Genomic DNA, 23055 nt, shown 5'->3' with positions numbered 1-23055 from the left:
CCACCGCCCCGAAACTGGGCATATAAAAATCCCCTGGTTCCAGTGAAGGACCAGGGGAGAAGTCGAGGCGTGCTTAGTCGAACTGACCTTGGATGATGGCGGCCGCATCGAGCGGGGTTACGTGATAGGAGATCGGGTTCTGGTTGGAACCTGCCATAAGTGCGCCGGCGCAGGAATGTCCCGCGCCCATCATGTGGCCTAGCTCGTGAGCAATGGTGCCTTGGAGCGCCTCAGGGTAGGTGGCGTTGGGCATCTTGATGGACACCAACTTGTGATCTGGGTAAGCCGAGCCTTGGACGTAGCCGCGGGGATCCGGATTGTAGATGATGGAAATGGTGTCATCATCAGCTTCGGAAGGATTTACTTCCTTAAGGGAAGCTTTCCCCTCGAGAGCCTCGTTCCACTCGGCAACGGCGGCGTCCAGCTGCTTGCGGTATGGGAAGTTATCCGCCACTTTGTACTTAAGTACGCCATCGCTGAAATAAGGTTTCACAGAGTCCTCATCGTGGAGGATGGAAGGATCTGGAACCGGCTTGCCCTCGTTAGCCAGTTTGGTGATGGCCTTGCAGGTTCCAGGATCGATGATGGAACGTACTGGGTCGCTCTTTGCGTTCGCGGCCGGCGCGGCGATAGTGCCGAGAATGGCGGTGGTGGCAAGGGCGGTGACAGATAGCTTCTTCAGAGAGCGCATCGGCAGTTAGTGACCTTTCGATTGGCTTTATCGTTCGTGGAGTGCAGTTGGCCTTAGCAATATCCGCGGGAAACAGAATTGCGTGGATGTCTCAGGCAAGCGAGAAACAAACAATTTTTGCTACACCGGGCAAAATAGAAATTTACATTGTTAACTTCGCTTTGTCGACTCTAATTTAGACGCTCACCAGTAGTAGAGCTAAATAGGTGGATACGGTCAGGATCTGGGGAAACGCGGAAAGTGTCACCAATCGTGTAATCACGGCGAGCACTTACCAATATCCCAGTTTGTCCGCCCATGCGGGTCGTCGACTGGAGATTTTCGCCCGAGTCTGCCAAGTCGCCATAGAGGTAGGTTTGATTGCCGAGCTCTTCAACGTGCTTAACGGTAAATTCCGCGCCTTCCTCTGTGTGCACCCAATCTTCAGGGCGAACGCCAACGGTAACGGAATGCGCACCATCGAAGTCGTAATTCGCCAAGTTGATGCGAGTAGATCCCAGTGAAAGCTGACTAGAGGTGTGCGCGAGGTTGTAGATATTCATGGCAGGGGAGCCGATGAAGCCGGCAACGAAGACGTTCTGGGGGCGGTCGTAGATTTCACGAGTGGTATCTACTTGTTGTAGGACACCTGCATTAAGCACCGCGACGCGGTCACCCATGGTCATTGCTTCGGTCTGGTCGTGGGTTACGTATACCGTGGTCGTGCCAAGGCGACGTTGCAAATTTGAAATCTGCGCGCGGGTGGATACGCGCAGTTTTGCATCCAGGTTGGATAATGGCTCGTCCATGCAGAATACAGCTGGTTCGCGCACGATGGCGCGGCCCATCGCTACGCGCTGGCGCTGGCCACCTGAAAGATTTGCGGGCTTTCGGTCAAGCAGATCCTCCATCTGCAAGATTTTGGCGGCTTCTTGCACCCGCGTCTTAATCTGGTCCTTGGGTACTTTCCGGTTCTCCAAAGCGAAGGACATATTCTGCGCGACCGACATATTCGGGTACAGGGCGTAGTTCTGAAAGACCATGGCTACGTCTCGATCTGATGGGCTGACTCCAGTGACGTCTTTTCCTCCGATCCGAATGGAACCTCGGTCGGTCGGCTCAAGGCCCGCGAGCATTCGCAAGCTGGTGGATTTTCCGCAGCCAGAAGGCCCGACGAGGACCAAAAACTCGCCATCGGAAATATCTAGATTAAGACGGTCAACTGCGGGGCGCTCCGCGTCTTTGGAGTAGATGCGGCTTGCTCCATCAAATGTGACAGTAGCCATGGTGTTACCTTTCAGATACTAAGGAGAATTGGCAAGATTAGCCGTTAATGACGGGCTTTACCTGGTTGTCATAAATGGACTGCAGAGTCTTTTCCAGATCCGTGAGCACCTTGGTGACATCGTCGCGGTTGGTGACGATCTTCTCGAAGGCACCACCAATCTCCTGATCTGCACCAGGGAGGAATACACGGGCGTTGTCCTGTGGGCGTGTTTCTGGAAGCTGCTTGATAGCAGTTTCGAAATTCGGGTTCTCTTCCATGAATTTCTTCTGATCTTCGTTGTCGGCAGCAGAAGAGCGGACTGGCATATAACCCACATTTTGGGACCAGTATGAGGTGTTTTCCTCGTTCGTGATGAAATCAATCAGCTTAATGGCTGCCAACTGGCGGTTCTTGCTAATACCGGAAGGAATGGCGAGGCCGGCACCTCCGGTGGGGCAAGCGCCGTCTCCCTTTGGATTGGGAAGGAATGCGGTTCCTAACTCGAAGTCAGCGGTATCAGTGATACCTGCAAGATCGCCTGTGGATAGGACAGTGGCTGCAGCGCGTCCGGTACCGAATTCCATGGCCATGTCATTGCCCATGTAGGAATAGCCATTCTTGTTATCGGTAACATCCTTGAGCCATTCCACAGCCTCGATGGTTTTGTCATCAGTGAACTTCAAATCCCATTCATCGGAGTAGGCGCCGCCCTTAGACCACAAGGGGCCTTGGAAAATCCATCCCAAGTAGCCGACTGCATCGCCCCAGCCAAAGGGCTTCATTTTAGAATCAGCGCTGGCGAGCTTTTCAGACCACTCATCCATTTCGTCCCAAGACTCCGGTCCGCGGTCCGGCAAGCCAGCCTTCTTCCACGCGTCCTTGTTGTAGTAGAACAGGGGAGTCGACCGGGCAAAGGGAAGCGCGAAGTGGCCGCCGTCGTAGTTGTAGTCCTCATAGAGCGGTTGGACATAGCTTGAAAGGTCAATATCGGCTTCTTTGGCTAGATCATCAACATTGGCAATCTGCCCATTGATGGCGAAGTTATACCACCACACATCAGACAGAACCACGATGTCTGGAAGATCAGATCCTGTGAGTGCAGCATTAAACTTTTGTGCTGCTTCCTCGTAGTTCTTTCCTGCGTCAACAAGGTTGACCTTGATATCAGGGTTTTCCTTCTCGAAGCGAGAGATGATTTCTTTTTCGATGTCCTTTGAGGAAGCTGGGTGGTTGGACCACCACGTCAATTCCGTGACCTCGCCACCATCGCCACCGTCGCTACTGCCTTGGGAACTAGTAGATGAGGTGCCAGCACAAGCGGCAAGAAATGTAGCGGTAGAAGCAGTGGAAGCTAGCGCGAGAAACTTACGGCGAAGCATGGGTATCTCCTTATATAGAAGTCAGATTGAGAAGGATAGGGTGATAACGGCGAGCGTGATAGGGATAGAAGCCTTCTAACCTTTGACGGCGCCAGTGGTGAGACCTTGAATCATGTATTTCTGCAGGCCAAGGAAGATGACGACCATCGGAAGAATGGTGAGAACGGTTGCTGCCATTACTGGTCCCCAGTTAGTAACGCCATCGTTGTTTTGCAGCATGGTCAGCCCCACCTGCAAGGGAGCAACCCGTTCTGTATCCGCCATCAGGAATGGCCACAAGTAGGTATTCCATTCGTTTACTAGTGTGATCACTGAAAATGCTGTCAGTGTTGGCCAAGAAACGGGAAGCAGCACCTTGGTGAGCAAGCGAATGGGGCCGGCACCGTCCATGCGAGCAGCTTCCACAAGCTCATAAGGCAAGGAAAGGAAGTGATTGCGCATGAGGAAGGTGCCGAATGCAACACCAGCCAGCGGGACGATGATGCCGACAAAGGTATTACGCCATCCCAAGGAATTGACCAAGGCGTAGTTGGAAATCACCGTGATTTCTGCAGGGACCATCAGGGAAGAAATCACCACGATGAAGACTAGATTGCGTCCTGGGAAGCGAAGGATAGATAAGGCGTAGGCGGAGATGACACCAAGCACAATCTTTATAGCGGATAGGACCGCGGTAATGAAGACGGAGTTGCGCAGGTAGGTCCAGAAGGGAACGCGCGTTGTGGCGTCTGCGTAATTTTTGGTTTCCCACGTCGGCGGTAGCCAGTTAACTGGGTCGGTGTAAATATCACCTCTGGCCTTGAATGAGGTCATTAAGATCCAGAACAACGGCAGTCCCACGAGCAGGAGGACGAGGATAATTCCTACGTAGCCACCGATGAGCTTGGCACGCCTTGATACAGGGGAAGAGTCTGTGATCATGTGAAGATTTGAATCAGCCATAGGGTGGGTTAACCTCGCTTATCCATGATGCGGACCTGAATCAACGTAACGACGAGCAGGATGAGGAATAGGATTGTCGCAGCAGTGGCGCCGTAACCAGCACGGAAGTTGACAAAGGTTTCGTTATAAATCTGAAAAACCAGCGTCTGGGTGCCGTTTCCTTGAGGGCCGCCTCGGGTCATGACGTTGATGATGTCGAAGACCTGCACAGAGTTGAGCAGTACCGTAATGGAAAGGAAGAAGGTGGTATTGCGCAGTTGTGGCATTGTCACGCGCCAAAATTTGCGCCAACGCCCAGTTCCATCAATGGCGGCAGCTTCGTCTAATTCTTTATCTAAGCCTTGTAGGGCAGCCAAGTAGATGACAAACGTGTATCCCAAGTTCTTCCACACGAATGTGAATGTCACCATGAACAACGCCCAGCTAGGCACGGCGTAAAAGTTTGGAGAACTAATGCCAAACCACCCAAGGATTTCTTGAATCAATCCGAAGTTGGGGTCGAATACGAATTGGAAGGCGATACCAATCGCAGCACCGGAGATGGCATAAGGCGCAAAGACCACCGAGCGTGCAAAGTTGCGGCCTCTGATTTTTTGATTGAGAAGTAGCGCAAGCGCAAGCCCAATTACCATGGAGCCGATGACCGCGAAAAAGGTGAAAATGACGGTATTTAAGACGATCGTCTTTGTATCGTCACGCGTGAACCACTCCACGTAATTATCAAAACCAACAAAAGTGGAGCTTGAACTAGAAATATTCCAGTTAAAAAAGGAAAGCCGAATATTATCTAGCAGCGGCCGGTAGGTAAAAATGGCCAGCAAGATGAGATTGGGCGCCAAAAGTACGGCAGCCAGCAACCATTCCTTATGTCGGCTCTTTGTAGCCTTTCGCACGAGCTCCGATGGATTATCGTTGCTCGGGCCGGTGGCCGTGGCAGTCGCGATGCCGTTCTTAGTGCCGGCAGGTTCATCCCTGAGAGTCACCCAGTCAACGTAAACCGCGTAGATTACGGGGTGTTTCACATAGTGGAAACTCTTGATGAATTGCAAACGTCGAGCCCGTAAAGACTAGGGGACTACTGCGTAACCGATGGAAAAACAACTCCAGCGCCCGGGCCTCAGTGAAGGGCCGCAGGGCGCTGGAGCTGGTTCTCTCTATCTCTCTTGCGTTCTCTCAAACGCTAAAGAAAGTATGGCGCTAAACCCTGTTATAGGCATTGAAGAAAGCTGAAATTTTCCTGAAAGTTAGTGGAGGCTAAGAAGGCCACGGGGTAGGAACGCGGTGCGCTAGTCTGGGAGGTAGAAGAATTAGCCAAAATGTGGGTGGAAGCTGGGGCAATGGTCGCTGGGAAGTGGCTTGGATCGCAGCTTTCCCGCGAGGTAGAGGTGGAAGATTTGTCGTCGCAGTATGATCCGAATTTTCACCGGCAGATGGGCGTGGAAGCTGACGTCGTCTTGCGCGTCGGAATGATGCTAATGGGGGCGGGCACATCAGGCTATCGCGTGCTGCGCGGCATGAAGCGCAGCGCCCGGGCGCTGGGATTTGATCATTTGGATGCCAACGTGGGGCTGACCCAAATTACTTGTACCTTTCACCGGGGCGATTCCTTTCGCACCGTGATTGCGCGCACGCATTCGCCGGCCGTCGATGCCTCCCGCATTGAGGCGTTGGAGGATCTCACCCATAACCACCTGTATTCCGGAATTACCGCGGAAGAGCTTTCAGGGATGCTCGATTCCATTGAAAGTGACGTGAAAAAGCGCTGGAGCGTGTGGGTCCTATCCACAGCGGCAGCGGTCGCGTGCGCGGCGTTTGCATTCCTAAATTTCTTTCCGGTGCAGGCGGTAGGCCTCGTCGCGCTGGCCGCATTCGTGGGACAATTCGTGCGCTATGAGGTATTGCACCAGCATGTGCACCAAATTGGCGGGATCATCGCCGGTGGTGCGGCAGCTAGCATCACGTTCTTTATCCTCATCGAGCTTCTAGGATTTGCCGGGGTGGTAGAGCCGAGCTCGCTTTCCTCGGGCTATGTAGCGGCGGTGCTCTTTTTGATTCCGGGGTTCCCGCTGTTCTCGGCCCTGATTGATATTGCGCGCTTTGACTTCGATGCGGGCATCGCCAGGTTGGGGTATGCGTTTACGGTCATCTTTACCGCTACGTTTACCGTCTCCATGGTCAGTTGGTTGACGGATCTCAGCCCGGATCCGCCGGTTCCTGCACCGGATACGCGGTGGTACCTACTGGCTTCTGTCGCCAGTTTCTTTGGCATCGCGGGTTTTGCCTTCCTCTTTAATTCCTCGCGCCGCATGGTCCTAGTGGCCGCAAGCGTGGGGACAGTGGCCAACGCGGTGCGCTTAGGCCTCCTGGAGCTGGGCACGACCGTCTACTTTGCGGCGTTTATTGGCGGGCTGATCATCGGACTCTTGGGTGCGGTGGCCTCCCAAAAGGCGCGGTTGCCGCGCATTACCACCACCGTGCCTGCCGCCGTCATCATGATCCCCGGGGTGACGATGTTTCGCGCGGTCTATTACCTCAACGATGGCCAGATGGATCAGGCAGTGGCGAATGTGGCTACCGGCTTGATGGTGGTAGGCGCCATCGGCGCAGGGATGGTTTTTGCCCGGTTGCTCACGGACCGCGATTGGGCATTGGGGCGGCTTATTGACTTCGATAAGGAAATCCCGCGAAAGAAGCCCGCCTAGCGCCGGTGGCTCGGCCTCGCGGCAGCCACCAGCAACGGCAGCCAGAGACGGCGGCCAGAGGCACTAGGCAATGCGGCTGCCAAAAATACAACTAGTAAAACGCCAGCGGCACCCGGTTCCTTTCAGTTCCGAGTGCCGCTGACGTCTCTCTACAAGGGTGTTTCCATGTATCGGTTTGCACCGCCCTCTGGAAACTGAGGGGTTCTCTCTATCTCTCTCGTATGCGCTCTCTCAAACGCATGATTTAAGTATGGGGCATGTGACTGGAACAGCCATGGAATCTGCCTGAAAGGTTGCTGCTAAGTGCTGTGAGTTAGGTGGGGAAGGGAGGCATCGGCAAGCGAAGCTTATAGGCGAGGCTATAAAAGCAGATAAAGGTGATCTAAACCATAGTTATTTCTGTAGGCTCGTCGTTATGGGTGCAGATGATGCTGCGCCATTTTTGCGAATGATGCTCAACAGAAACGAGGTGAGGAGCATGGCTCCTCTGATAGCCCCACCGCCAGCGAGCGATGAATCTGCCCCAGCGGACGTGGACGTTCCTGGTACTTCACACGAACAGCGCGTTTCCGCGATCAAGGCTGCATTCATCGGCACGTTTATTGAGTGGTTCGATTATGCGGCCTATATCTATATGTCCGCGATTATCTCGCGCGTCTTCTTCCCGGAAATGGAAGGCCGCCGCGCGCTGATTTTGACCTTCGCGCTCTTTGCGCTGTCATTCCTGGTGCGCCCCATCGGCGGAATCGTCTGGGGTCATATTGGTGATAGGCACGGCCGCATCCACACGTTGACCTATTCCATCGTGCTGATGTCGCTGGCGACCGCCTGCATCGGTCTATTGCCTGGGTATGCCACCATCGGCTTTGCCGCCACGCTATTGCTCCTGCTGTGCCGCATGGTGCAAGGCTTTTCCGCCGCCGGTGAATATGCCGGCGCCGCCACGCACCTGGCTGAGATCGCCCCACCTGGGAAACGCGGGATTTATGCTGCGGTGGTGCCCTCGGCCACCGCATCCGGGCTGCTCTTGGGCTCGCTCATCGCGGCATTTCTTACCGGCGTGCTTGATGATGATGCCCTGCATTCCTGGGGCTGGCGCGTGCCCTTCCTGGTGGCGCTGCCGCTGGGCTTGTACGGGCTATGGATTCGCCGCCACACGGAGGAATCCACCCGCTTTGAAAAGCACGCGGAAACCGAGCTTTCGCCCCTGCGTCAGGTGCTGAAATACCCCAAGGCCCTGGCCATTGCCTTTGCCGGCGCGGTGCTCAACGCGATTGGCTTCTACGTCATCTTGACCTACCTGCCTACCTATCTTTCGGAGGAGCTGGGCATGGCAGAAACCCCGGCGTTTATTGCTTCCTCGGTGGCCTCCGCGTTCTACGTGGGCTTCGCGCTATTGACAGGCCTGCTGTCCGATCGCCTTGGCCGGCGCACCACCATGCTGTGCGCCGCGCTCTTTATGGGCCTTGCCATCATTCCGGCATTCATGCTTCTCGATGGCGCAGGCATCCTGCTCGTCATCATCATTCAGGTGTGCCTGGGTGGGGTGCTGGCGCTTAACGATGGCGTCTTGCCCTCCTTCCTTTCCGAGCAATTCCCCACGCACGTGCGCCTGTCTGGTTTCGCGTTGACGTTTAATACGGCCAATGCCATCTTCGGTGGCACCGCCCCGATGATCGCGACGTGGCTGATTGATACCACCGGAAATAAACTCGCCCCAGCCTTTTACCTTGTGACCGCTGCAATCGTGACGGGTACCACCGTGCTCTTCGCGCCGCGCAAGAACGACTTGGTGGCATAGCCCGCATAACCCGTGCGGGTTATGCCTGTGGAACTAGTAAAACGCCAGCGGCACCCGGTTCCTTTCGGTTCCGAGTGCCGCTGACGTCTCTCTCTACAAGGGTGTTTCCATGTATCGGTTTGCACCGCCCTCTGGAAACTGAGGGGTTCTCTCTATCTCTCTCGTATGCGCTCTCTCAAACGCATGATTTAAGTATGGGGCATATGGCTGGAACAGCCATGGAATCTATCTGATAGGTCGCTGAAAATTACTGAAAGTTTTCTGTATATCCATTTGCTCTGGTAGAGCGGCCAGAGGATTATCCTTCTAGCAGCCCTTCATCGATGAGGAAATCCTGTGCCACGGCGGTATAGTCCTCACCGTCGACGTCCACGCGGGCATTGAGCTCTTGCATCTTTTCATCCGTCAGGAGTTCCGAGAGGGGAGCGAAGAGATCTTTGATCTCTGGGTATTCCTCCAAGACCTCGGTGCGCACAACCGGGGCGAGGTTGTACTTGGGGAAGAAGAGCTCAGGATCCTCCAGCACGGTGAGGTTCAGGGATTTAATGCGGCCATCGGTGGCAAAGATCGAACCGAAGGTGCACTCGCCCTTATTCAAGGCGGCATAGACGGCGCCGGAATCCATGATCCGGATGCGGTCGCGCGGTGGTTGTTCAACGCCATAGCTATCCAACATGGTAAGCAGGCCGTCATTGCGGGCCAAGAACTCGCTATCGGTGCAATAGGTCTGTTCGTTGGCGGGAATACCCTTAATATCTGCTAGCGATTCGAGGCCGTATTTTGCGTGGGACTGCGCGCTAATGGCTAGCGCGTACGTATTATTCATCGGCGCTGGGGGCAGCCAGGTAAGTCCGTGGTCCTTATCGGCTTCTTTTACCGCCTCGTATTGTTCTTGCGAGCCGGGGACCGGATCGGCATTGCCCAGGTAAGTAATCCAGGCGGTGCCGGTGTATTCAAACATGGAGTCCATATCGCCGACCTCTAGCGCTTGGCGCGTCGAGGTAGAGCCGGGGATATTGGTCAAGTCCTTTACGTTGGCACCTGCAGATTCCAAGAGGATCGCGCCAATCTTGCCCAAGATGACCTGCTCGGTGAAGTTCTTGGAACCGATGGAAATATTGGCGCCGTCGAGGTCAATTTCGGCCAGGTCACCCTTTAATTCCCCACTCGGGATGAGGCCACCGGCGGTGCCGAGGCCGCACCCGGCGAGGAAGAACGTGCTTGCGGCGGCAAGCGTTGCGAGGACGCGTTTCATTTGATCATTCCCTTCGGGGCGAAGACAACCTCAAGAACGCGGCCCACCCATTCGACCGCTAAGGCTAAGGATGCGATGAGGACCGCGCCGGAGATGAGAATAGGGTTGCGGTAGAGGGTGATTCCGGTGGTAATCAGCCCGCCGAGGCCGCCGGCATCAATAAAGGTGGCGAAGGCACCAGCGCCGACCAAAAGCACCAGGGAGGTGCGGATACCGGTCATGATGACCGGCAGGGCCATAGGCAGCTCGACCTTGGTGAGCACCTGGAATGGCGACATGCTGAGGCCGTAGGCGGCCTCAACAAGCTGCTTATCCACACCCCGCAAGCCCGCAATCACGTTGGCGAGTACCGGCAAGAAGGCATAGAACCAGAGGCCGAGGATGGCCACCGGTTCGCCAAAGCCCAGCCAGATGGCCAATAAGACGATGACGCCGACGACGGGCGCGGCCTGGCCAATATTCGCGATGCTGGTGATAATCGGCGCCATGAACTTGGTGGACTTACGCGTTAACACGATGCCCAGGGGAACGGCCGTGGCGATGACCAACAACGCGGAGATGACCACGAGAACCAAGTGCTCGCGGGTCATGGTGAGTACGGAGCTAATCTGCAAGGTGCGCTCTTCGATATCATCCAGCTCGGCCGTGGCGTGCCAGATGAGCCAACCGCCCACCGTGAGTACGACCAGGATGGGGATGCCGATGATAAGGAGGCGGTCTTCACCGGTGAGGCGCTTAAATTTCTCCACCGGAATCCACCTCCTTGTCATCTAAAGCTTCTTGAGCCGCGGCGTTCATCTGCTGGATATAATCCGTGACCGTTTCGTAGTACAAAACGCCGACGAATTCACCACGGCGGGTAACAAGCGCGCCGCTGTGGGAGGAAGCAAGCATGGCAGACATGGCATCGCTTAGCGTAGAGCGCGCATCCACAACGGAGTTGAGCTCGAACTGCGGCTCCGGGATGGTCTCGTAGCGTTCGAGCTGGCGGGCAAAAATCCAGTCGTGGGGATGGCCCTTGTCATCGACGATGACCACCATTTCTTCGCCGGCCTCACGCAGACGTGCTAGCGCCTTATCGGTGGATTCGCCGATGCGCGCGGTGGCCTGATCCGCAAGTTCTAGCTCGTCCGCGCGGCGTAAGTTGAGCTGCTTTAAGGCGGAGCCGGAACCGATGAAGTCAGCCACAAAGTCATTCGCTGGCGCGGCAAGGATATTTTCGGGCGTATCGTACTGGCTGATCTTTCCGCCTGGCTCAAAGATGAGGATGCGGTGGCCCAGCTTGATGGCCTCATCGATATCGTGCGTGACGCAGATGATGGTCTTTTTCAGCTCGGATTGGATATTGACTAATTCATCCTGCAGGCGGGTGCGGGTAATGGGGTCTACTGCGCCGAAGGGCTCGTCCATCAAGACCACCGGCGGATCCGCAGCTAGGCCGCGGGCAACACCGACGCGCTGTTGCTGGCCGCCGGATAGCTCGCTGGGGAAGCGATCGCGGTAGGTGGCAGGATCGAGTCCCACCATTTCCAAAAGCTCGTCGGTGCGCTGAGAAATCTTATCGGCCTTCCACTTCTTCAGCTTGGGCACCAGGGCGATATTATCCGCAACAGACATGTGGGGGATGAGCCCGCCGCCTTGGATGACATAGCCAATATCGCGACGCAGCTGCGTGGGGTTTTTCTTGGTGGCGTCCTCGCCATCGATATAAATTGTGCCGCTGGTTGGCTCCACCAAGCGGTTAATCATCTTCAACGAGGTGGTCTTACCGCAACCCGAAGGCCCGACGAATGCGACCAGCTCGCCCGCCGGAATCTCGAAGGAAAGATCCTCGACGGCGGGGGAGTCTTGTCCCGAATAGGCCTTGGTGACGTGATTAAAAACGATGCTGGCACCGCTATTGCTCGCGTCCGCAGAGCGTGTGGATGAAGCGTGCGTTGAATCGGACATTCTTAAATACCTTTCGGGGTGGTCAATTTTTGGATTCCTGCGAGAATCGCATCCACAATGAGCGCAATGATGACGACGCCGATGGTGCCCACCAGTGTGAAATTAAGTGCATTGGTGCCGCCGATTTGGCTCAGCCCTGAGTAGATATATCCACCCAGTCCGGGGCCGAGCGCGTAGGCGGCGATGGCGGCAACACCCATAGACATCTGGGTGGAAACGCGGATGCCGGTCATAATCACCGGCCAGGCCAGCGGCAGCCGGATGCGGAAAAGGATGGCCGTCGAGCTCATGCCCTGCCCGCGGGCGGATTCGATGACATCGTCGCTGACATTGTGCAAACCGACGATGGCATTGCGCAGGATGGGAAGGACGGCATAAAAGACCACGAGGGCAACGGACGGTATGGTGCCGATGCCAAAGAGCGGGATGGCAAGGCCAAGCAGCGCCAGCGAAGGCAAGGTCAGGCCGATGGAGGTTAAGGCATTAGCAATAGCCGCACCGCGCGGGCGTTGGGCTACAAAAATGGCAATAATCAACGCGATGACCAAGGCCACGGCAACTGATTGGATGACAAGGCTTGCGTGCTGGTAACTGCGGAAGAGGATATCCTGCCAGCGCGCAGCGATAAATTCGTTCATTTCATCACCTAAAAGAAAGAGAATAGAGCGCAGGGAAAATTAAAGGAGAGCACAGACTCTCTGGTCCTTCCTCTGCGCTGATGATGTGCTTCTAGCGTACAAGCTTTTTTCAGCGCGAAACAATAGCTGGACAGGTTCGAGACAAAACCGGGGGCAGTGATTACCACGTCATACCGGTCTTATTGGAGGCCTAGAAAAACAGCACTTGGCCAATAAGGGCAAGGGCAGCGGTAATAGCTACCACCGTGACGATGCGGTTAAGGCGCTTGGTATCGATGAAGTGGTTCAGGTAGTTGGCAATGAACAGGCCGATGACCACCAAGGGGCTATAGGCCGCTGCGGCATAGACCTGCGGCTGGGTGACCTGGCCGCTAAAGCCCAGGATGAAAAGGGACATGACGGTACCGATCACAAAGGTTCCGGCGAGGCTGCCGCGGGTGCGCTGTGGGTCAAAGCGCTTCATAATCAGCGCCATCGGCGGGCCACCGATGGAAGTAGAGGTTCCCAGGAACCCGGAGGTCAGGCCGGCCAGGACGGTATTGCGCTTGGTGGGCTCGGGGCTCCAGCCGAGGCTGGAGAGGGACATCGCCAAGAGCACCGCGCAGCCGATGAAGATGGAAAGGCCATCGTGCGAGAGAGAAGCGATCGCCCACGCGCCGGCAAACGAGCCAGGAATGCGGGCTATGACGGATATGCCAACTAGGCGCCATGAGGTTTCGCGGTACGTGCGCGCCAGTGTATAGATGGAAATGCACAGCGCGAGGAGCAAAATGAGCGTGGGGACTAAATCCGGGCGCAGGAGCGCGACAATGGGGGTGGCGATGGTGCCGAGTCCAAAGCCGATCGAGCCCTGAGTGATAGTGCCGACCAAAATGAGCACACCAATAAAGATGTAGACCCACGCGTCTGAAGAGATTCCCAAGAACATGATGGAAGGCAAGTATAGGCCACTTGACCTACAGCCGGGAGGTTACTTTCTCATTCGCTGCAATTTCATCCAAGCGGGACGCGGGGCAGAGTCCAGCAACGATGACGGCGGAACCGCCGGCGGCTAAGGGCTCGAGCACGGCGCGGGTGAAAGAAGCCTTGTCGCTCCATCCGGTAGACAGCAATCGCTCGGCGCTCGCGGGTGGGGCTACCAACTCCGGCAGGGGTTGGGTTTCACCGAAGTATTGATCGCCATAAAAACGGACGGTGGGGCCGAAGTCAATCGCACCGGTGGGCAGTTCTCCGCCGGATTCAACGATGCCGCGGCCAAAGGGATCATCGCTGATGAGCACGATATCGGCCTGTGGCTGCCGCTCTTGGGCAGCGAGGTAGCGGGAGGGGGAGGTAAAGACGACATCGGCAAGCGCGGCCGATTCACCGAAATCAAAGGTGGGCCCAGCAGCGAGGGCGCCAAAAGCAATGACGGCGGCCTGCCACGAGGCGGGCACATCGATGGCGATGGTGGAATCCGGCTCCAAGTCGAGCTCTTCTTCCAACATATTGGCGATCTTGGCCACCCAGTTATCAAGAGTCTGGGCGGAAAAATCCATGCGCGCGCCGGTGGATTCGTTATAAACAGTCAGCCGCGGGCTGGCGGCATCGGCGTTTAAAAGATGGGCGAGTAGTTCCATACCCGCCCATCGTAGGCCAGCCTGCTTAGTTCACGCAGCGCGGACCGTGGCCGCCGGCGTCGATTTCAGGCGAGACCTGGTTGGCGCCGAAGTCATTGCCCGGTGTTCCTACCAGGTCGGTATCTTCTTCGGCTGCGGATTCCTCCGCGCTGGCTTCCTCATCGGAGGGGCCCTGGTAATCATCGGTGGCCACGACGAGCAAGGTATTGGCATCGAGCTGCGGGTTTTCTACCACCGGTAGGCCACCGAGCTTTTCCGCCAGCTTCTTGGCATCTTCGCTCTCGGGATCCGCGGCAACGACCTGGGACTCAGAGTAGATGCCGGGCTGGGCATTGGCGGAGCGCTCAACCGTATAGCCGGTGTTTTCCAGCCAAGTGCCGATGCCGGCGGCCAAACCATCGATATTGCCGGCATTGAGGACGTGGACCTCGTTATCGGAGTTGATATCGGCATCGTGCTCCGCTGCGTTTTCGGCGTTTTCCTCCTTGTGGGCCGCGTCTTCTTCGGCTTCCTCGTGCGACATGGCCAGATCCTCCATGAAGCGGTGGACCTCATTGGTATCGATGGTGACGATGGATTCACCGTAATCGCCGCGGCCATCGATGGAGGTCACCGGAATGGTGGTGAAGGTGACATTGCCACCGGCCAGGCCTGCCAGCTGGGTGACAAAGCCCATGATGTCCCAGCCGTCATCGATAACCACGGAACGCTCCACGGCCTTTGCAATCTTGGAGAGCTTGGATGGGCTGGTCAGAGTGTCATTATCGAGCACCTTATTGACCAGCGAGGCCATATAAGCCTGCTGGCGCACGATGCGGTCGAGGTCACCACGCGGCAGGTTATAGCGCTGGCGCACAAAGGTCAGCGCCTGCGCGCCATCGAGGGTCTGGGTGCCCTTATGGAAATTGGCGCCGGACATCTCGTCCTCAACATCCTCGTTGAGGCACACCTCGACGCCGCCGACGGCATCAGTAAGCAGCGTAAAGCCCAGCAAGCCCACCTCGGCGTAGTGGTCAATGGACACGCCGGTCAGGGAGTGCACCATCTTGAGCAGGCCTTCGCGGCCGGCTTCCACGCCGTGCTTTTCGATGTCCTTATCCGAATACGGTTTCTTTTCGCCCTGCGCCTCCGCCTGGGCGTTTTCCTGCTGGAGCTGTTGCACCTTGTCGTTTTTGTGCGAGGCGTAGACGGCATTGATCTTCATATTGCCGTAGTCCGGATCGTTGACATAGGTATCGCGCGGAATGGAGACCGCGGTAGCGCGCGAGCCGTCTTCTGGAATGCGCACGAGCATGATGGTGTCGGTATTTTCCTCGCCCTCGGCAACGCCGGCGTGGAGATCCGCCAGCTCCTTTTCGGAGAGCGGATTGCCCTGGGCATCGGTACGCGAGTCCTTGCCCACGAGCAAGATATCGGCGGCGCCGTCCAAGGAAGGATCGGATAAACCATCCTCGCCCAAAGATAGGTCCGAGGCGGAGGACATGCCCGTATCCAGGCGCCCCACCGTGGCATAGCCCACGCCGGAGACAGCTAGGATGAGGGCAGAAATGACGGCCACGATGGTTTTGGTGGCCGTGGAACCCTTTTGCTTAACCGCGCTAGCGGCAGAGGGCGCGGGTTGGATATTGCGCGCCCGGCGAGTGTTCTCAGAAGTCACAAGTGAAGGCTTTCTACTTTCCGGGGATCTGGAGATAGTTTAGGGGAGATCTCGCCGAAATTAGGGATCCGTGACCAGTTTCGCGTGTTTGAAACAGTGTCTGTCTCCTGACGTGGCCTCTGGCATGACTAAGCTTGGGGCCCATTGTGACTACTGAAACTACAGCTCCGCTCGCCGTTATCACCGTGACCTACAACCCCGGTGAGTACTTGGCGCGCTTTATAGACTCCCTGCCGGACGCCGGTGCTAACGGCACCCAGGTGGTGCTGGCGGATAATGGTTCGACCGACGGTATCCCGGAAGCCGCCGCTGCGGAAGAAGAGGACGTGCACTTCCTCGATACCGGCGGCAATATCGGCTACGGTGCCGGCATGAACGCCGGTGCGCGGTGGGTGCGCGAGAACCAGCGCGTAGATGATGAGTTTTTCCTTATCTCTAACCCGGATGTCACCTTTAGTGAAGGCGCCATTGACCAGATGATCGCGTGCGCACGCCGCTGGCCGGATGCCGCGGCGGTAGGCCCGCGCATCGTGGAACCAGATGGCAGCAACTATCCGTCTGCCCGGTCGGTGCCCAATATATCCACCGGCATCGGCCACGCGCTGTTTTCTAACCTATGGCCCTCTAATCCGTGGACGCGCACGTACCGCAATGATGCCGATATGTCCGTCCAGCGCCCCGCAGGCTGGCTGTCTGGGTCCTGCCTCTTGGTGCGCTGGGACGCCTTCGATGCCATTGGCGGCTTTGATGAGCGCTACTTCATGTACTTGGAAGACGTGGACTTGGGCGATCGCTTCGCGCGCGCCGGGTATCAAAATATTTTCTGTCCGGAAGCCGTCATTAGCCACGCCAAGGGGCATTCCACCCAGGCGCACGCCGGGGCGATGCTGCGCGCGCACCACAGTTCCGCGTATCGCTTCCAGGCGGACCGTCACCCGGCGTGGTGGCAGGCCCCGCTGCGCGCCGCGCTGTGGCTGGGATTGCAGGCGCGGGGCGCGGTAACGGCCGCTCGCGCTAGCACGGCCAAAGATTCGGAGGCCTGAAGCGCGTGCCGTTGACCTGGTTTCTGGCCGCGGCCGCATACACTGACCTTCGAAAAACCTCAGAATAAGATTGTCTGCATACAAAGGATGACTATGACTGAAGCAGCCACCACTCATGGTGCCACCACCGATGCGGTGATTTTGGTGGGCGGGCGCGGTACCCGCCTGCGCCCACTGACCATTGGTACGCCCAAGCCCATGCTGCCGACGGCAAACTACCCGTTCCTGCAGCACCTGCTCGCCCGCATCAAGGCCGCGGGCATTGAGCACGTGGTGATGTCCACCTCGTACAAGGCAGAGGTTTTCGAGGAATACTTTGGTGATGGCTCGGAGCTTGGCCTGGACATTGAATACGTGGTGGAAGAAACCGCGCTGGGCACCGGCGGCGGCATCCGCAACGTCTATGACAAGCTGCGCAATGACACCGTCATGGTCTTCAACGGCGATGTTCTTTCCGGCATGGATCTAGAGGGCATCTTGACCACGCACCACAACAAGGGTGCCGATGTCACCATGCACCTGCTCAACGTGGCGGATCCGCGCGCCTTTGGCTGCGTGCCCACGGATTCTGAGGGCCGGGTCACGGCCTTTTTGGAAAAGACCGAGGATCCACCAACCAACCAGATCAATGCCGGTTGCTACGTCTTTGACCGCTCCGTCATCGAGTCCATCCCTGCAGACCGCGTGGTCTCGGTTGAGCGCGAGACCTTCCCGGGCTTGCTTGCCGATGGCCGCTTGGTCGTCGGCCATGTCGATAACTCCTACTGGCGCGATATGGGCCGCCCGGATGACTTCACCCGCGGCTCCTCCGACTTGGTGCGCGGCATCGCCCCATCGCCGCTGTTGGAAGGTCGCACCGGCGAGTCCCTCGTGGAATCCTCTGCGGGAATTGCCGGCGGCGTGCTGCTGCTATCTGGCACCGCGGTGGGCCGCGGATCCGAGGTGGGCGCGGGCTCCCGCCTGGAGGGAACGGTGGTCTTTGATGGCGTGCGCATCGAACCGGGCGCCATCATCCACAACTCCATCATTGCCTCTGGCGCCCACATCGGTGCCAATGCGGTTATCGAAAACTGCGTCATCGGCGAAGGCGCCCACGTGGGTGCCCGCTGTGAGCTTGTGGACGGCATGCGAGTCTTTCCCGGCGTGACCATCCCGGATGCCGGCATTCGCTTTAGCTCCGACGCCTAAAGAGCCCGCCGCCTTCCCTCCGCACCGCCTGCAGCTCGGTAACGCCGCGCGGTGCGGAGGGCTTTGTGATCCCTGCCCGGTCGAGATTTGGGAGACACGCCGAAAGTTTCTGAAAATTGTTGACAGAAAAACCGGGTACCACTATATCTAGTACCCCCTACCTACACCCCCGGATGGCACCGGGTGTTACTAATGTGACGGATGGGGATCGTGTGCAGCGTTTTTGCGATAAAGCGCGAAAAAGGCACTAATTCAGGTTGACGATATTTAGTGATCCGGTGTGAAATTACATCAGTGCAAGAAACAGCGACCGACGCACTTGTTTTCACGGATTGGTTCGCGGATTGACGGCGATTCAGCCGCACTTCAGCCTCGTGTACAGTCGGTTGCACTGATTAGGATTACCCAACCTCGGAGAAAGGAAAAGGCGTGGACAAAATGGCTAATAACAACGCCATTCTCCGTGGCGGTGCTGCTGCAGAGGTATCGCTCGATGAACTCTTCGGTGCCGTCGAGCAGGAGTGGCAGGATCAAGCGTTGTGTGCGCAGACGGATCCAGAGGCATTCTTCCCTGAAAAGGGAGGTTCCACCCGTGAGGCAAAGCGTATCTGCCAAGCCTGCGCGGTGCGCGATGAATGCTTGGAATACGCGCTGGAGCACGATGAACGCTTCGGAATTTGGGGCGGGCTTTCGGACCGCGAACGCCGCCGCCTTAAGCGCGAGATTGGTTAATTAAGTTGTGTGCTCTAGCCCTTGGCTGCGCCCCCTGAGTGGTGCGGTCAAGGGCTAGAGTTTTCTTTGTGGTGCGAAAACCTCCCTACCAGCTATAGCGCGGGTCTACCTCCTCTGGGGCGAGGTTTAAGTAATTGGCCACCAGGGCGGTAATGACCGTGCCGAGGAGTTCCGCGCGCTCGGCGGAGGTGACGGCACGCTGCTCAATGGGCATGCGGAAGATAACGAGCCGGGCGCGAGTGGGGGTGCCAGCAGAGTCGACACCGGCGGGCACGATGCGGCCGAGCGGCACTGGGCCATCAGCAATGATCTCATCTGGCAGCACCGTCATATCTGCCGAAAGTCGCATGCGCGGGATGGTATCTACCGCAAGGTCGAGCCCGCGCAATTGCGGGGCGAAGGCGTGCTGAATGGGTGCGTAGGCCTCGAGGACGGCGGCATCGAAGAGCTCGCGGGCGCTGCGGTAGCGCGGGGTTTGCTGCGGTAGCAAGGGCCCGTGCAGGCCGCGCCCGTGGCGGTCGCGGGCGGGACGAATATGCGGGCGGGGGCGAGCGGCGGTCATGGCGTTGATTCTAAAGCTCGGTGGCGGCGCAATAAGTGCAGCCACGCCGGGGAAGTACTATCTAAATCTCAACCAAGGGTTTAGACTATTGTCCGTGACTGAATCTCGCCATTGCTCCCGCCCAGGCTGCGGCCGACCCGCCGTGGCGACGTTGACCTATGCATATGCGGATCAAACCGCAGTGGTTGGTCCGCTGGCAGAAGAGGATAACCCGCATAGCTGGGATCTGTGCAGCACCCACCGCGACCGCATCTCTGCGCCGGTGGGGTGGGAGCTGGTGCGCGTAGACCGCATTGAGCTCGACGAGGATGATGACCTTATGGCCCTGGCTCAGGCGGTCAAGGAAGACGGCAGGGTAACCACGGGGCTTGTCGATGACCGCAGCGCCGGCTCCGGGGCAGATCCCATCGATTACACCGCCACCTTCGATGGCGCTGATCCTGCCAATTCCAATCACCCAGTATTTCGCACTCGCCGCGTGGCCTATGCCAAAAAGGCCCGCCGCGCTCACCTGTCCGTAGTTCCCGATGCGCACAGCGAAGATAATTCTGCCGAGAGGCAGGACACGGACTCTGAGTCTGACTAAACCACGGGCGCTGGGCACAGCGCCCGTGAAAGTTTGCGCTAGCTAGCTGCAGACACGGATGGAGTACTGCCCTAGTTGCCCGCAGGCGGGGAGTATTATTGCGAGGTATGCGAACTCGTGAGCATCTTGATGCAGTGATTAAGGCCTATGACGTCCGTGGCGTGGTGGGCGAAGATATCGATGAAGACTTCGTGCGCGATACTGGCGCCGCTTTCGCCGCAATCCTGCGCGAAGAAGGCGAAAACACCGTGGCCGTAGGCCACGATATGCGTCCGTCTTCTCCCGCGCTGGCGCAAGCCTTTGCTGAAGGCGTGGTGAGCCAAGGCCTCCACGTGACTCTGCTGGGTCTTACCTCCACCGATGAGCTCTACTATGCCGCGGGTTCTATGGAGTGCGCGGGCGCGATGTTTACCGCCTCCCACAACCCGGCGAAGTACAACGGCATCAAGCTCTGCCGCGCCGGTGCCGTCCCCGTTGGACAACAGACTGGGCTGGAAGAGATTAAGCAGATGCTTATCGATGGCACCCCAAACTACGACGGCCCCAATGGTGCCATCGCCGAGCAAGAAATCCTGACTGGTTACGCGGACTTCCTGCGCCACCTCGTGCCGCTGGAAGAGTCCAAGCCGCTGGTCGTGGCCGTCGATGCCGCCAATGGCATGGGCGGACACACCGTCCCGGCCGTCTTCGATGGCCTTCCCTTTGATGTCCGCGATCTCTACTTCGAGCTCGACGGTACCTTCCCCAACCATGAGGCGAACCCGCTGGATCCCAAGAACCTAGAGGATCTGCAGAAATTCACCGTAGAGCAAAAGGCCGATATCGGCCTTGCCTTTGACGGCGACGCGGACCGTTGCTTCGTGGTGGATGAAAAGGGCCAGCCGGTATCGCCGTCTGCCATCTGCGCCCTGGTGGCTAGCCGCTACTTGGATAAATTTCCAGGCGCGACCATCATCCACAACCTAATTACCTCCAAGACGGTGCCGGAGCTCATCGCGGAAAAGGGCGGTACCGCAGTGCGCACGCGCGTGGGCCACTCCTTCATCAAGGCTCAAATGGCCGAGCACAAGGCGGCCTTTGGCGGCGAGCACTCCGCGCACTACTACTTCCAAGAATTCTGGAATGCCGATTCCGGCATGCTGGCGGCCATGCACGTGCTAGCCGCGCTGGGGCAGACGGATAAGCCTTTGAGCAAGCTCATGGCGGAATACTCCCGCTATGAGGCCTCCGGGGAGATCAACTCCACCGTGGCGGATCAAAAGGCCGCCACCCAGGCGGTACTCGATGAGCTGGCGGATAAGATTGAATCCGTCGATGAGCTCGATGGCGTTACGGTCGAGCTCAAGGGCACGGATGCCTGGTTCAATGTGCGCGCTTCCAATACCGAGCCGCTGCTGCGACTCAATGTTGAGGCGAAGACCTCTGAAGAGGTCCAGCAGATCGTAGACGAGGTCCTCGCCATCATCAGGTGTTAATTACTGAATTACTGCGCACGGGAGTGGGCGACCATGTCTTCCCACTCCACGTACTTCTTTCGCTCGCGGCCTTCGCTCTCGCCCAAAGCGCGCTCAGCGGCATCGAGGCGCTGCCAATCTTGCCACGTGAGGTAGTCGATGCCCTTATCTGCGAAGGCCTCGGTGATATCGCCGACGGTGGGGGACGGTAGGGTGCCCGCGGCGGCATCATCAAGCAGCATGCCAATGGTTTCACTGGCATCGGACTTGGTATTGCCAATCAGGCCCACGGGCCCGCGTTTTACCCAGCCGGTGGTGTAGAGGCCGGGCACGATGGCGCCCTCTTCGTCGATGACGTGGCCGCCGTCATTGTTGATGACGTTTTTCTCGCTATTAAATGGCACGCCATCCACGGCGTCCGAGCGGTAGCCCGTGGCAAAGTAGACCGCTTGCACTGGCCACGTGGTGAATTTACCCGTCCCGCGCACGCTGCCATCGCCGGTCAGCTCGGTGCGCTCCGTTTTAATCCCGCTGACTCGGCCGTTCTCACCGAGGATCTCCACCGGCTGCTCGAAGAGGTGGATCTGCAGCGTATGCGGGGCCTGTTTGGGATCGCGAATGGCATATTGCTCAAGAACCTGGCAGACCAAATCCGTAGACTTGCTGGAAGCGCGAGCCTCTAGCGAGGCCTCGTCGTAATCAATATCTTCGGGGGAGACGACCACATTGATGTTCTCCGAATGGTCGAGCTCTTTGAGCTCTTGCGGGGTGAACTTGGCTTGGGCGGGCCCGCGGCGCCCGAAGACGCGTACGGTCTCTGCCTTATTTTGTGCCAGCGAATCGTAGACATTATCGGCGATTTCGGTCACCTTGAGCTCATCGCCCGTCTTGGCCAAAATGCGTGAGACATCCAGTCCCACATTGCCCACGCCGATGACGGCGACCTCGCTGGCGGAGAGATCCCACTCGCGCTCAAAACGCGGATTTCCGTCATAAAAGCCCACGAACTCACCGGCGCCGTGCACTCCCTGCAGTTGTGCCCCAGGGATATCGTGGTGGCGATCGCCTACGGCGCCAGTGGCGAAGATGACGGCATCGTAGTGCTGCTGGAGCTCATCAACCGTGATATCGCGGCCGATGTGCACGTTGGTCAGCAGGCGAATCTGCTCCGTATCTAAGACGCGGTGCAAGGAATTAATGATCCCTTTAATGCGTGGGTGGTCAGGGGCCACGCCGTAGCGGATGAGACCGAAGGGCGCGGGCATTTGCTCAATGAGATCGATGCGCACGTTTCCGCCGGTCTTTTTCACCAGAATGTCGGAGGCGTAAATGCCGGCAGGACCGGCACCAATGACGGCTACGTTTAAGGGTTTGTCTGACACGGTAAATCTGCCTTTCTAGTGTGCGTATTCTCCCGCGGCAATGTGAAGGGAAACAGGGTTCCTCAACGGATAGATATAAATAGACTAGATGGTCTATTTGTGGTGGTTGAGTGCGGGATTTCTCTTAACAGAGTGAACCGTATGGTCTGTTTGTACACAAGTGGGATAATTAGATTCTTTATTAAATGCCTTTAATGCGCTGGTCACAGAGCTGACGAGAGTGAAAAT

21 protein-coding genes are annotated in these 23055 nt (G+C 57.5%); 7 read left to right on the top strand and 14 right to left on the bottom strand.

The annotated features are described in order from the left end of the window. Positions 1 to 73 precede the first annotated feature (73 nt). The 5 genes from ABRP98_RS01890 to ABRP98_RS01870 all read right to left on the bottom strand — a co-directional run bounded on the left by ABRP98_RS01890 (position 74) and on the right by ABRP98_RS01870 (position 5151). Positions 74 to 691, bottom strand: a complete 618-nt coding sequence (locus ABRP98_RS01890; protein WP_296087684.1) for a zinc metalloprotease — start codon at positions 689 to 691, stop codon at positions 74 to 76. 170 nt (positions 692 to 861) lie between these two features. Beyond that, positions 862 to 1956, bottom strand: coding sequence for an ABC transporter ATP-binding protein (locus ABRP98_RS01885; protein ID WP_284853431.1), 1095 nt, complete (start codon positions 1954 to 1956; stop codon positions 862 to 864). 37 nt (positions 1957 to 1993) lie between these two features. Continuing rightward, the gene (locus tag ABRP98_RS01880) at positions 1994 to 3316 is read right to left on the bottom strand and encodes an ABC transporter substrate-binding protein (protein ID WP_284853432.1); all 1323 of its coding nucleotides are present in this window, start codon (positions 3314 to 3316) and stop codon (positions 1994 to 1996) included. Between the two features lie 75 nt (positions 3317 to 3391). Beyond that, positions 3392 to 4237 carry a carbohydrate ABC transporter permease gene (locus ABRP98_RS01875; protein ID WP_284785088.1) on the bottom strand — a complete coding sequence of 282 codons (846 nt, stop codon included), beginning with the start codon at positions 4235 to 4237 and terminating at the stop codon, positions 3392 to 3394. A 29-nt stretch (positions 4238 to 4266) separates the two neighbouring features. After that, positions 4267 to 5151, bottom strand: a complete 885-nt coding sequence (locus ABRP98_RS01870; RefSeq protein ID WP_284849911.1) for a carbohydrate ABC transporter permease — start codon at positions 5149 to 5151, stop codon at positions 4267 to 4269. A gap of 537 nt (positions 5152 to 5688) precedes the next feature. Here ABRP98_RS01870 and ABRP98_RS01865 point away from each other — a divergent pair. Both ABRP98_RS01865 and ABRP98_RS01860 read left to right on the top strand, forming a co-directional pair. Continuing rightward, positions 5689 to 6960, top strand: coding sequence for a threonine/serine exporter family protein (locus ABRP98_RS01865; RefSeq protein ID WP_284781957.1), 1272 nt, complete (start codon positions 5689 to 5691; stop codon positions 6958 to 6960). 478 nt (positions 6961 to 7438) lie between these two features. Further along, positions 7439 to 8761, top strand: a complete 1323-nt coding sequence (locus ABRP98_RS01860) for an MFS transporter (RefSeq protein ID WP_349857165.1) — start codon at positions 7439 to 7441, stop codon at positions 8759 to 8761. A gap of 298 nt (positions 8762 to 9059) precedes the next feature. Here ABRP98_RS01860 and ABRP98_RS01855 read toward each other — a convergent pair whose 3' ends face one another. From ABRP98_RS01855 to ABRP98_RS01825, 7 genes are all read right to left on the bottom strand, one after another. Then, positions 9060 to 10016, bottom strand: a complete 957-nt coding sequence (locus ABRP98_RS01855; RefSeq protein WP_284849884.1) for a glycine betaine ABC transporter substrate-binding protein — start codon at positions 10014 to 10016, stop codon at positions 9060 to 9062. After that, positions 10013 to 10765 carry an ABC transporter permease gene (locus ABRP98_RS01850; RefSeq protein WP_284849885.1) on the bottom strand — a complete coding sequence of 251 codons (753 nt, stop codon included), beginning with the start codon at positions 10763 to 10765 and terminating at the stop codon, positions 10013 to 10015. The genes ABRP98_RS01855 and ABRP98_RS01850 overlap by 4 nt, the downstream gene beginning before the upstream one ends. Continuing rightward, complete coding sequence (locus tag ABRP98_RS01845) at positions 10752 to 11966, bottom strand: ABC transporter ATP-binding protein (RefSeq protein WP_284849886.1); 1215 nt, start codon at positions 11964 to 11966, stop codon at positions 10752 to 10754. Before ABRP98_RS01845 ends, ABRP98_RS01850 begins: the two co-directional genes overlap by 14 nt. Positions 11967 to 11968: 2 nt before the next feature. Then, positions 11969 to 12604, bottom strand: a complete 636-nt coding sequence (locus ABRP98_RS01840; protein ID WP_023016902.1) for an ABC transporter permease — start codon at positions 12602 to 12604, stop codon at positions 11969 to 11971. A gap of 190 nt (positions 12605 to 12794) precedes the next feature. After that, positions 12795 to 13532, bottom strand: a complete 738-nt coding sequence (locus ABRP98_RS01835) for a sulfite exporter TauE/SafE family protein (RefSeq protein ID WP_296087700.1) — start codon at positions 13530 to 13532, stop codon at positions 12795 to 12797. A 28-nt stretch (positions 13533 to 13560) separates the two neighbouring features. Next, on the bottom strand, positions 13561 to 14223 hold the full coding sequence (locus ABRP98_RS01830) for a TIGR03089 family protein (RefSeq protein ID WP_296087702.1): 663 nt from the start codon (positions 14221 to 14223) through the stop codon (positions 13561 to 13563). A 25-nt stretch (positions 14224 to 14248) separates the two neighbouring features. Next, a complete protein-coding gene (locus tag ABRP98_RS01825) occupies positions 14249 to 15880 on the bottom strand; it encodes an LCP family protein (RefSeq protein ID WP_349857164.1) in 1632 nt (543 codons plus the stop codon). 134 nt (positions 15881 to 16014) lie between these two features. On the opposite strand from ABRP98_RS01825, the gene ABRP98_RS01820 reads away from it, so the two are divergent. The 3 genes from ABRP98_RS01820 to ABRP98_RS01810 all read left to right on the top strand — a co-directional run bounded on the left by ABRP98_RS01820 (position 16015) and on the right by ABRP98_RS01810 (position 18843). Beyond that, the gene (locus tag ABRP98_RS01820; RefSeq protein ID WP_349857163.1) at positions 16015 to 16923 is read left to right on the top strand and encodes a glycosyltransferase family 2 protein; all 909 of its coding nucleotides are present in this window, start codon (positions 16015 to 16017) and stop codon (positions 16921 to 16923) included. 93 nt (positions 16924 to 17016) lie between these two features. After that, complete coding sequence (gene manB / locus ABRP98_RS01815; protein WP_284609975.1) at positions 17017 to 18111, top strand: mannose-1-phosphate guanylyltransferase; 1095 nt, start codon at positions 17017 to 17019, stop codon at positions 18109 to 18111. A 438-nt stretch (positions 18112 to 18549) separates the two neighbouring features. Then, positions 18550 to 18843, top strand: a complete 294-nt coding sequence (locus ABRP98_RS01810; protein WP_005277485.1) for a WhiB family transcriptional regulator — start codon at positions 18550 to 18552, stop codon at positions 18841 to 18843. A gap of 85 nt (positions 18844 to 18928) precedes the next feature. Here the strand turns inward: ABRP98_RS01810 and ABRP98_RS01805 are convergent, their stop codons facing one another. Further along, positions 18929 to 19405 carry a metallopeptidase family protein gene (locus tag ABRP98_RS01805; RefSeq protein ID WP_284781768.1) on the bottom strand — a complete coding sequence of 159 codons (477 nt, stop codon included), beginning with the start codon at positions 19403 to 19405 and terminating at the stop codon, positions 18929 to 18931. Between the two features lie 94 nt (positions 19406 to 19499). Here ABRP98_RS01805 and ABRP98_RS01800 point away from each other — a divergent pair, with 94 nt between their 5' ends. Together ABRP98_RS01800 and ABRP98_RS01795 are read left to right on the top strand one after the other, a co-directional pair. Next, on the top strand, positions 19500 to 19991 hold the full coding sequence (locus ABRP98_RS01800) for a DUF3499 domain-containing protein (protein ID WP_410762405.1): 492 nt from the start codon (positions 19500 to 19502) through the stop codon (positions 19989 to 19991). A 107-nt stretch (positions 19992 to 20098) separates the two neighbouring features. Continuing rightward, positions 20099 to 21466 (top strand): phosphomannomutase/phosphoglucomutase, encoded by a 1368-nt coding sequence (locus ABRP98_RS01795; protein ID WP_349857162.1) that lies wholly within the window; start codon positions 20099 to 20101, stop codon positions 21464 to 21466. An 8-nt stretch (positions 21467 to 21474) separates the two neighbouring features. Here ABRP98_RS01795 and ABRP98_RS01790 read toward each other — a convergent pair whose 3' ends face one another. Further along, positions 21475 to 22827 carry an FAD-dependent oxidoreductase gene (locus ABRP98_RS01790; protein ID WP_349857161.1) on the bottom strand — a complete coding sequence of 451 codons (1353 nt, stop codon included), beginning with the start codon at positions 22825 to 22827 and terminating at the stop codon, positions 21475 to 21477. Positions 22828 to 23055: the final 228 nt, after the last annotated feature.

Origin of the sequence: Corynebacterium sp. KPL2838 (genome assembly GCF_040225455.1) — a bacterium.
Lineage (GTDB): Bacteria > Actinomycetota > Actinomycetes > Mycobacteriales > Mycobacteriaceae > Corynebacterium > Corynebacterium rhinophilum.
This window is presented reverse-complemented; position numbering and strand designations above follow the sequence as displayed.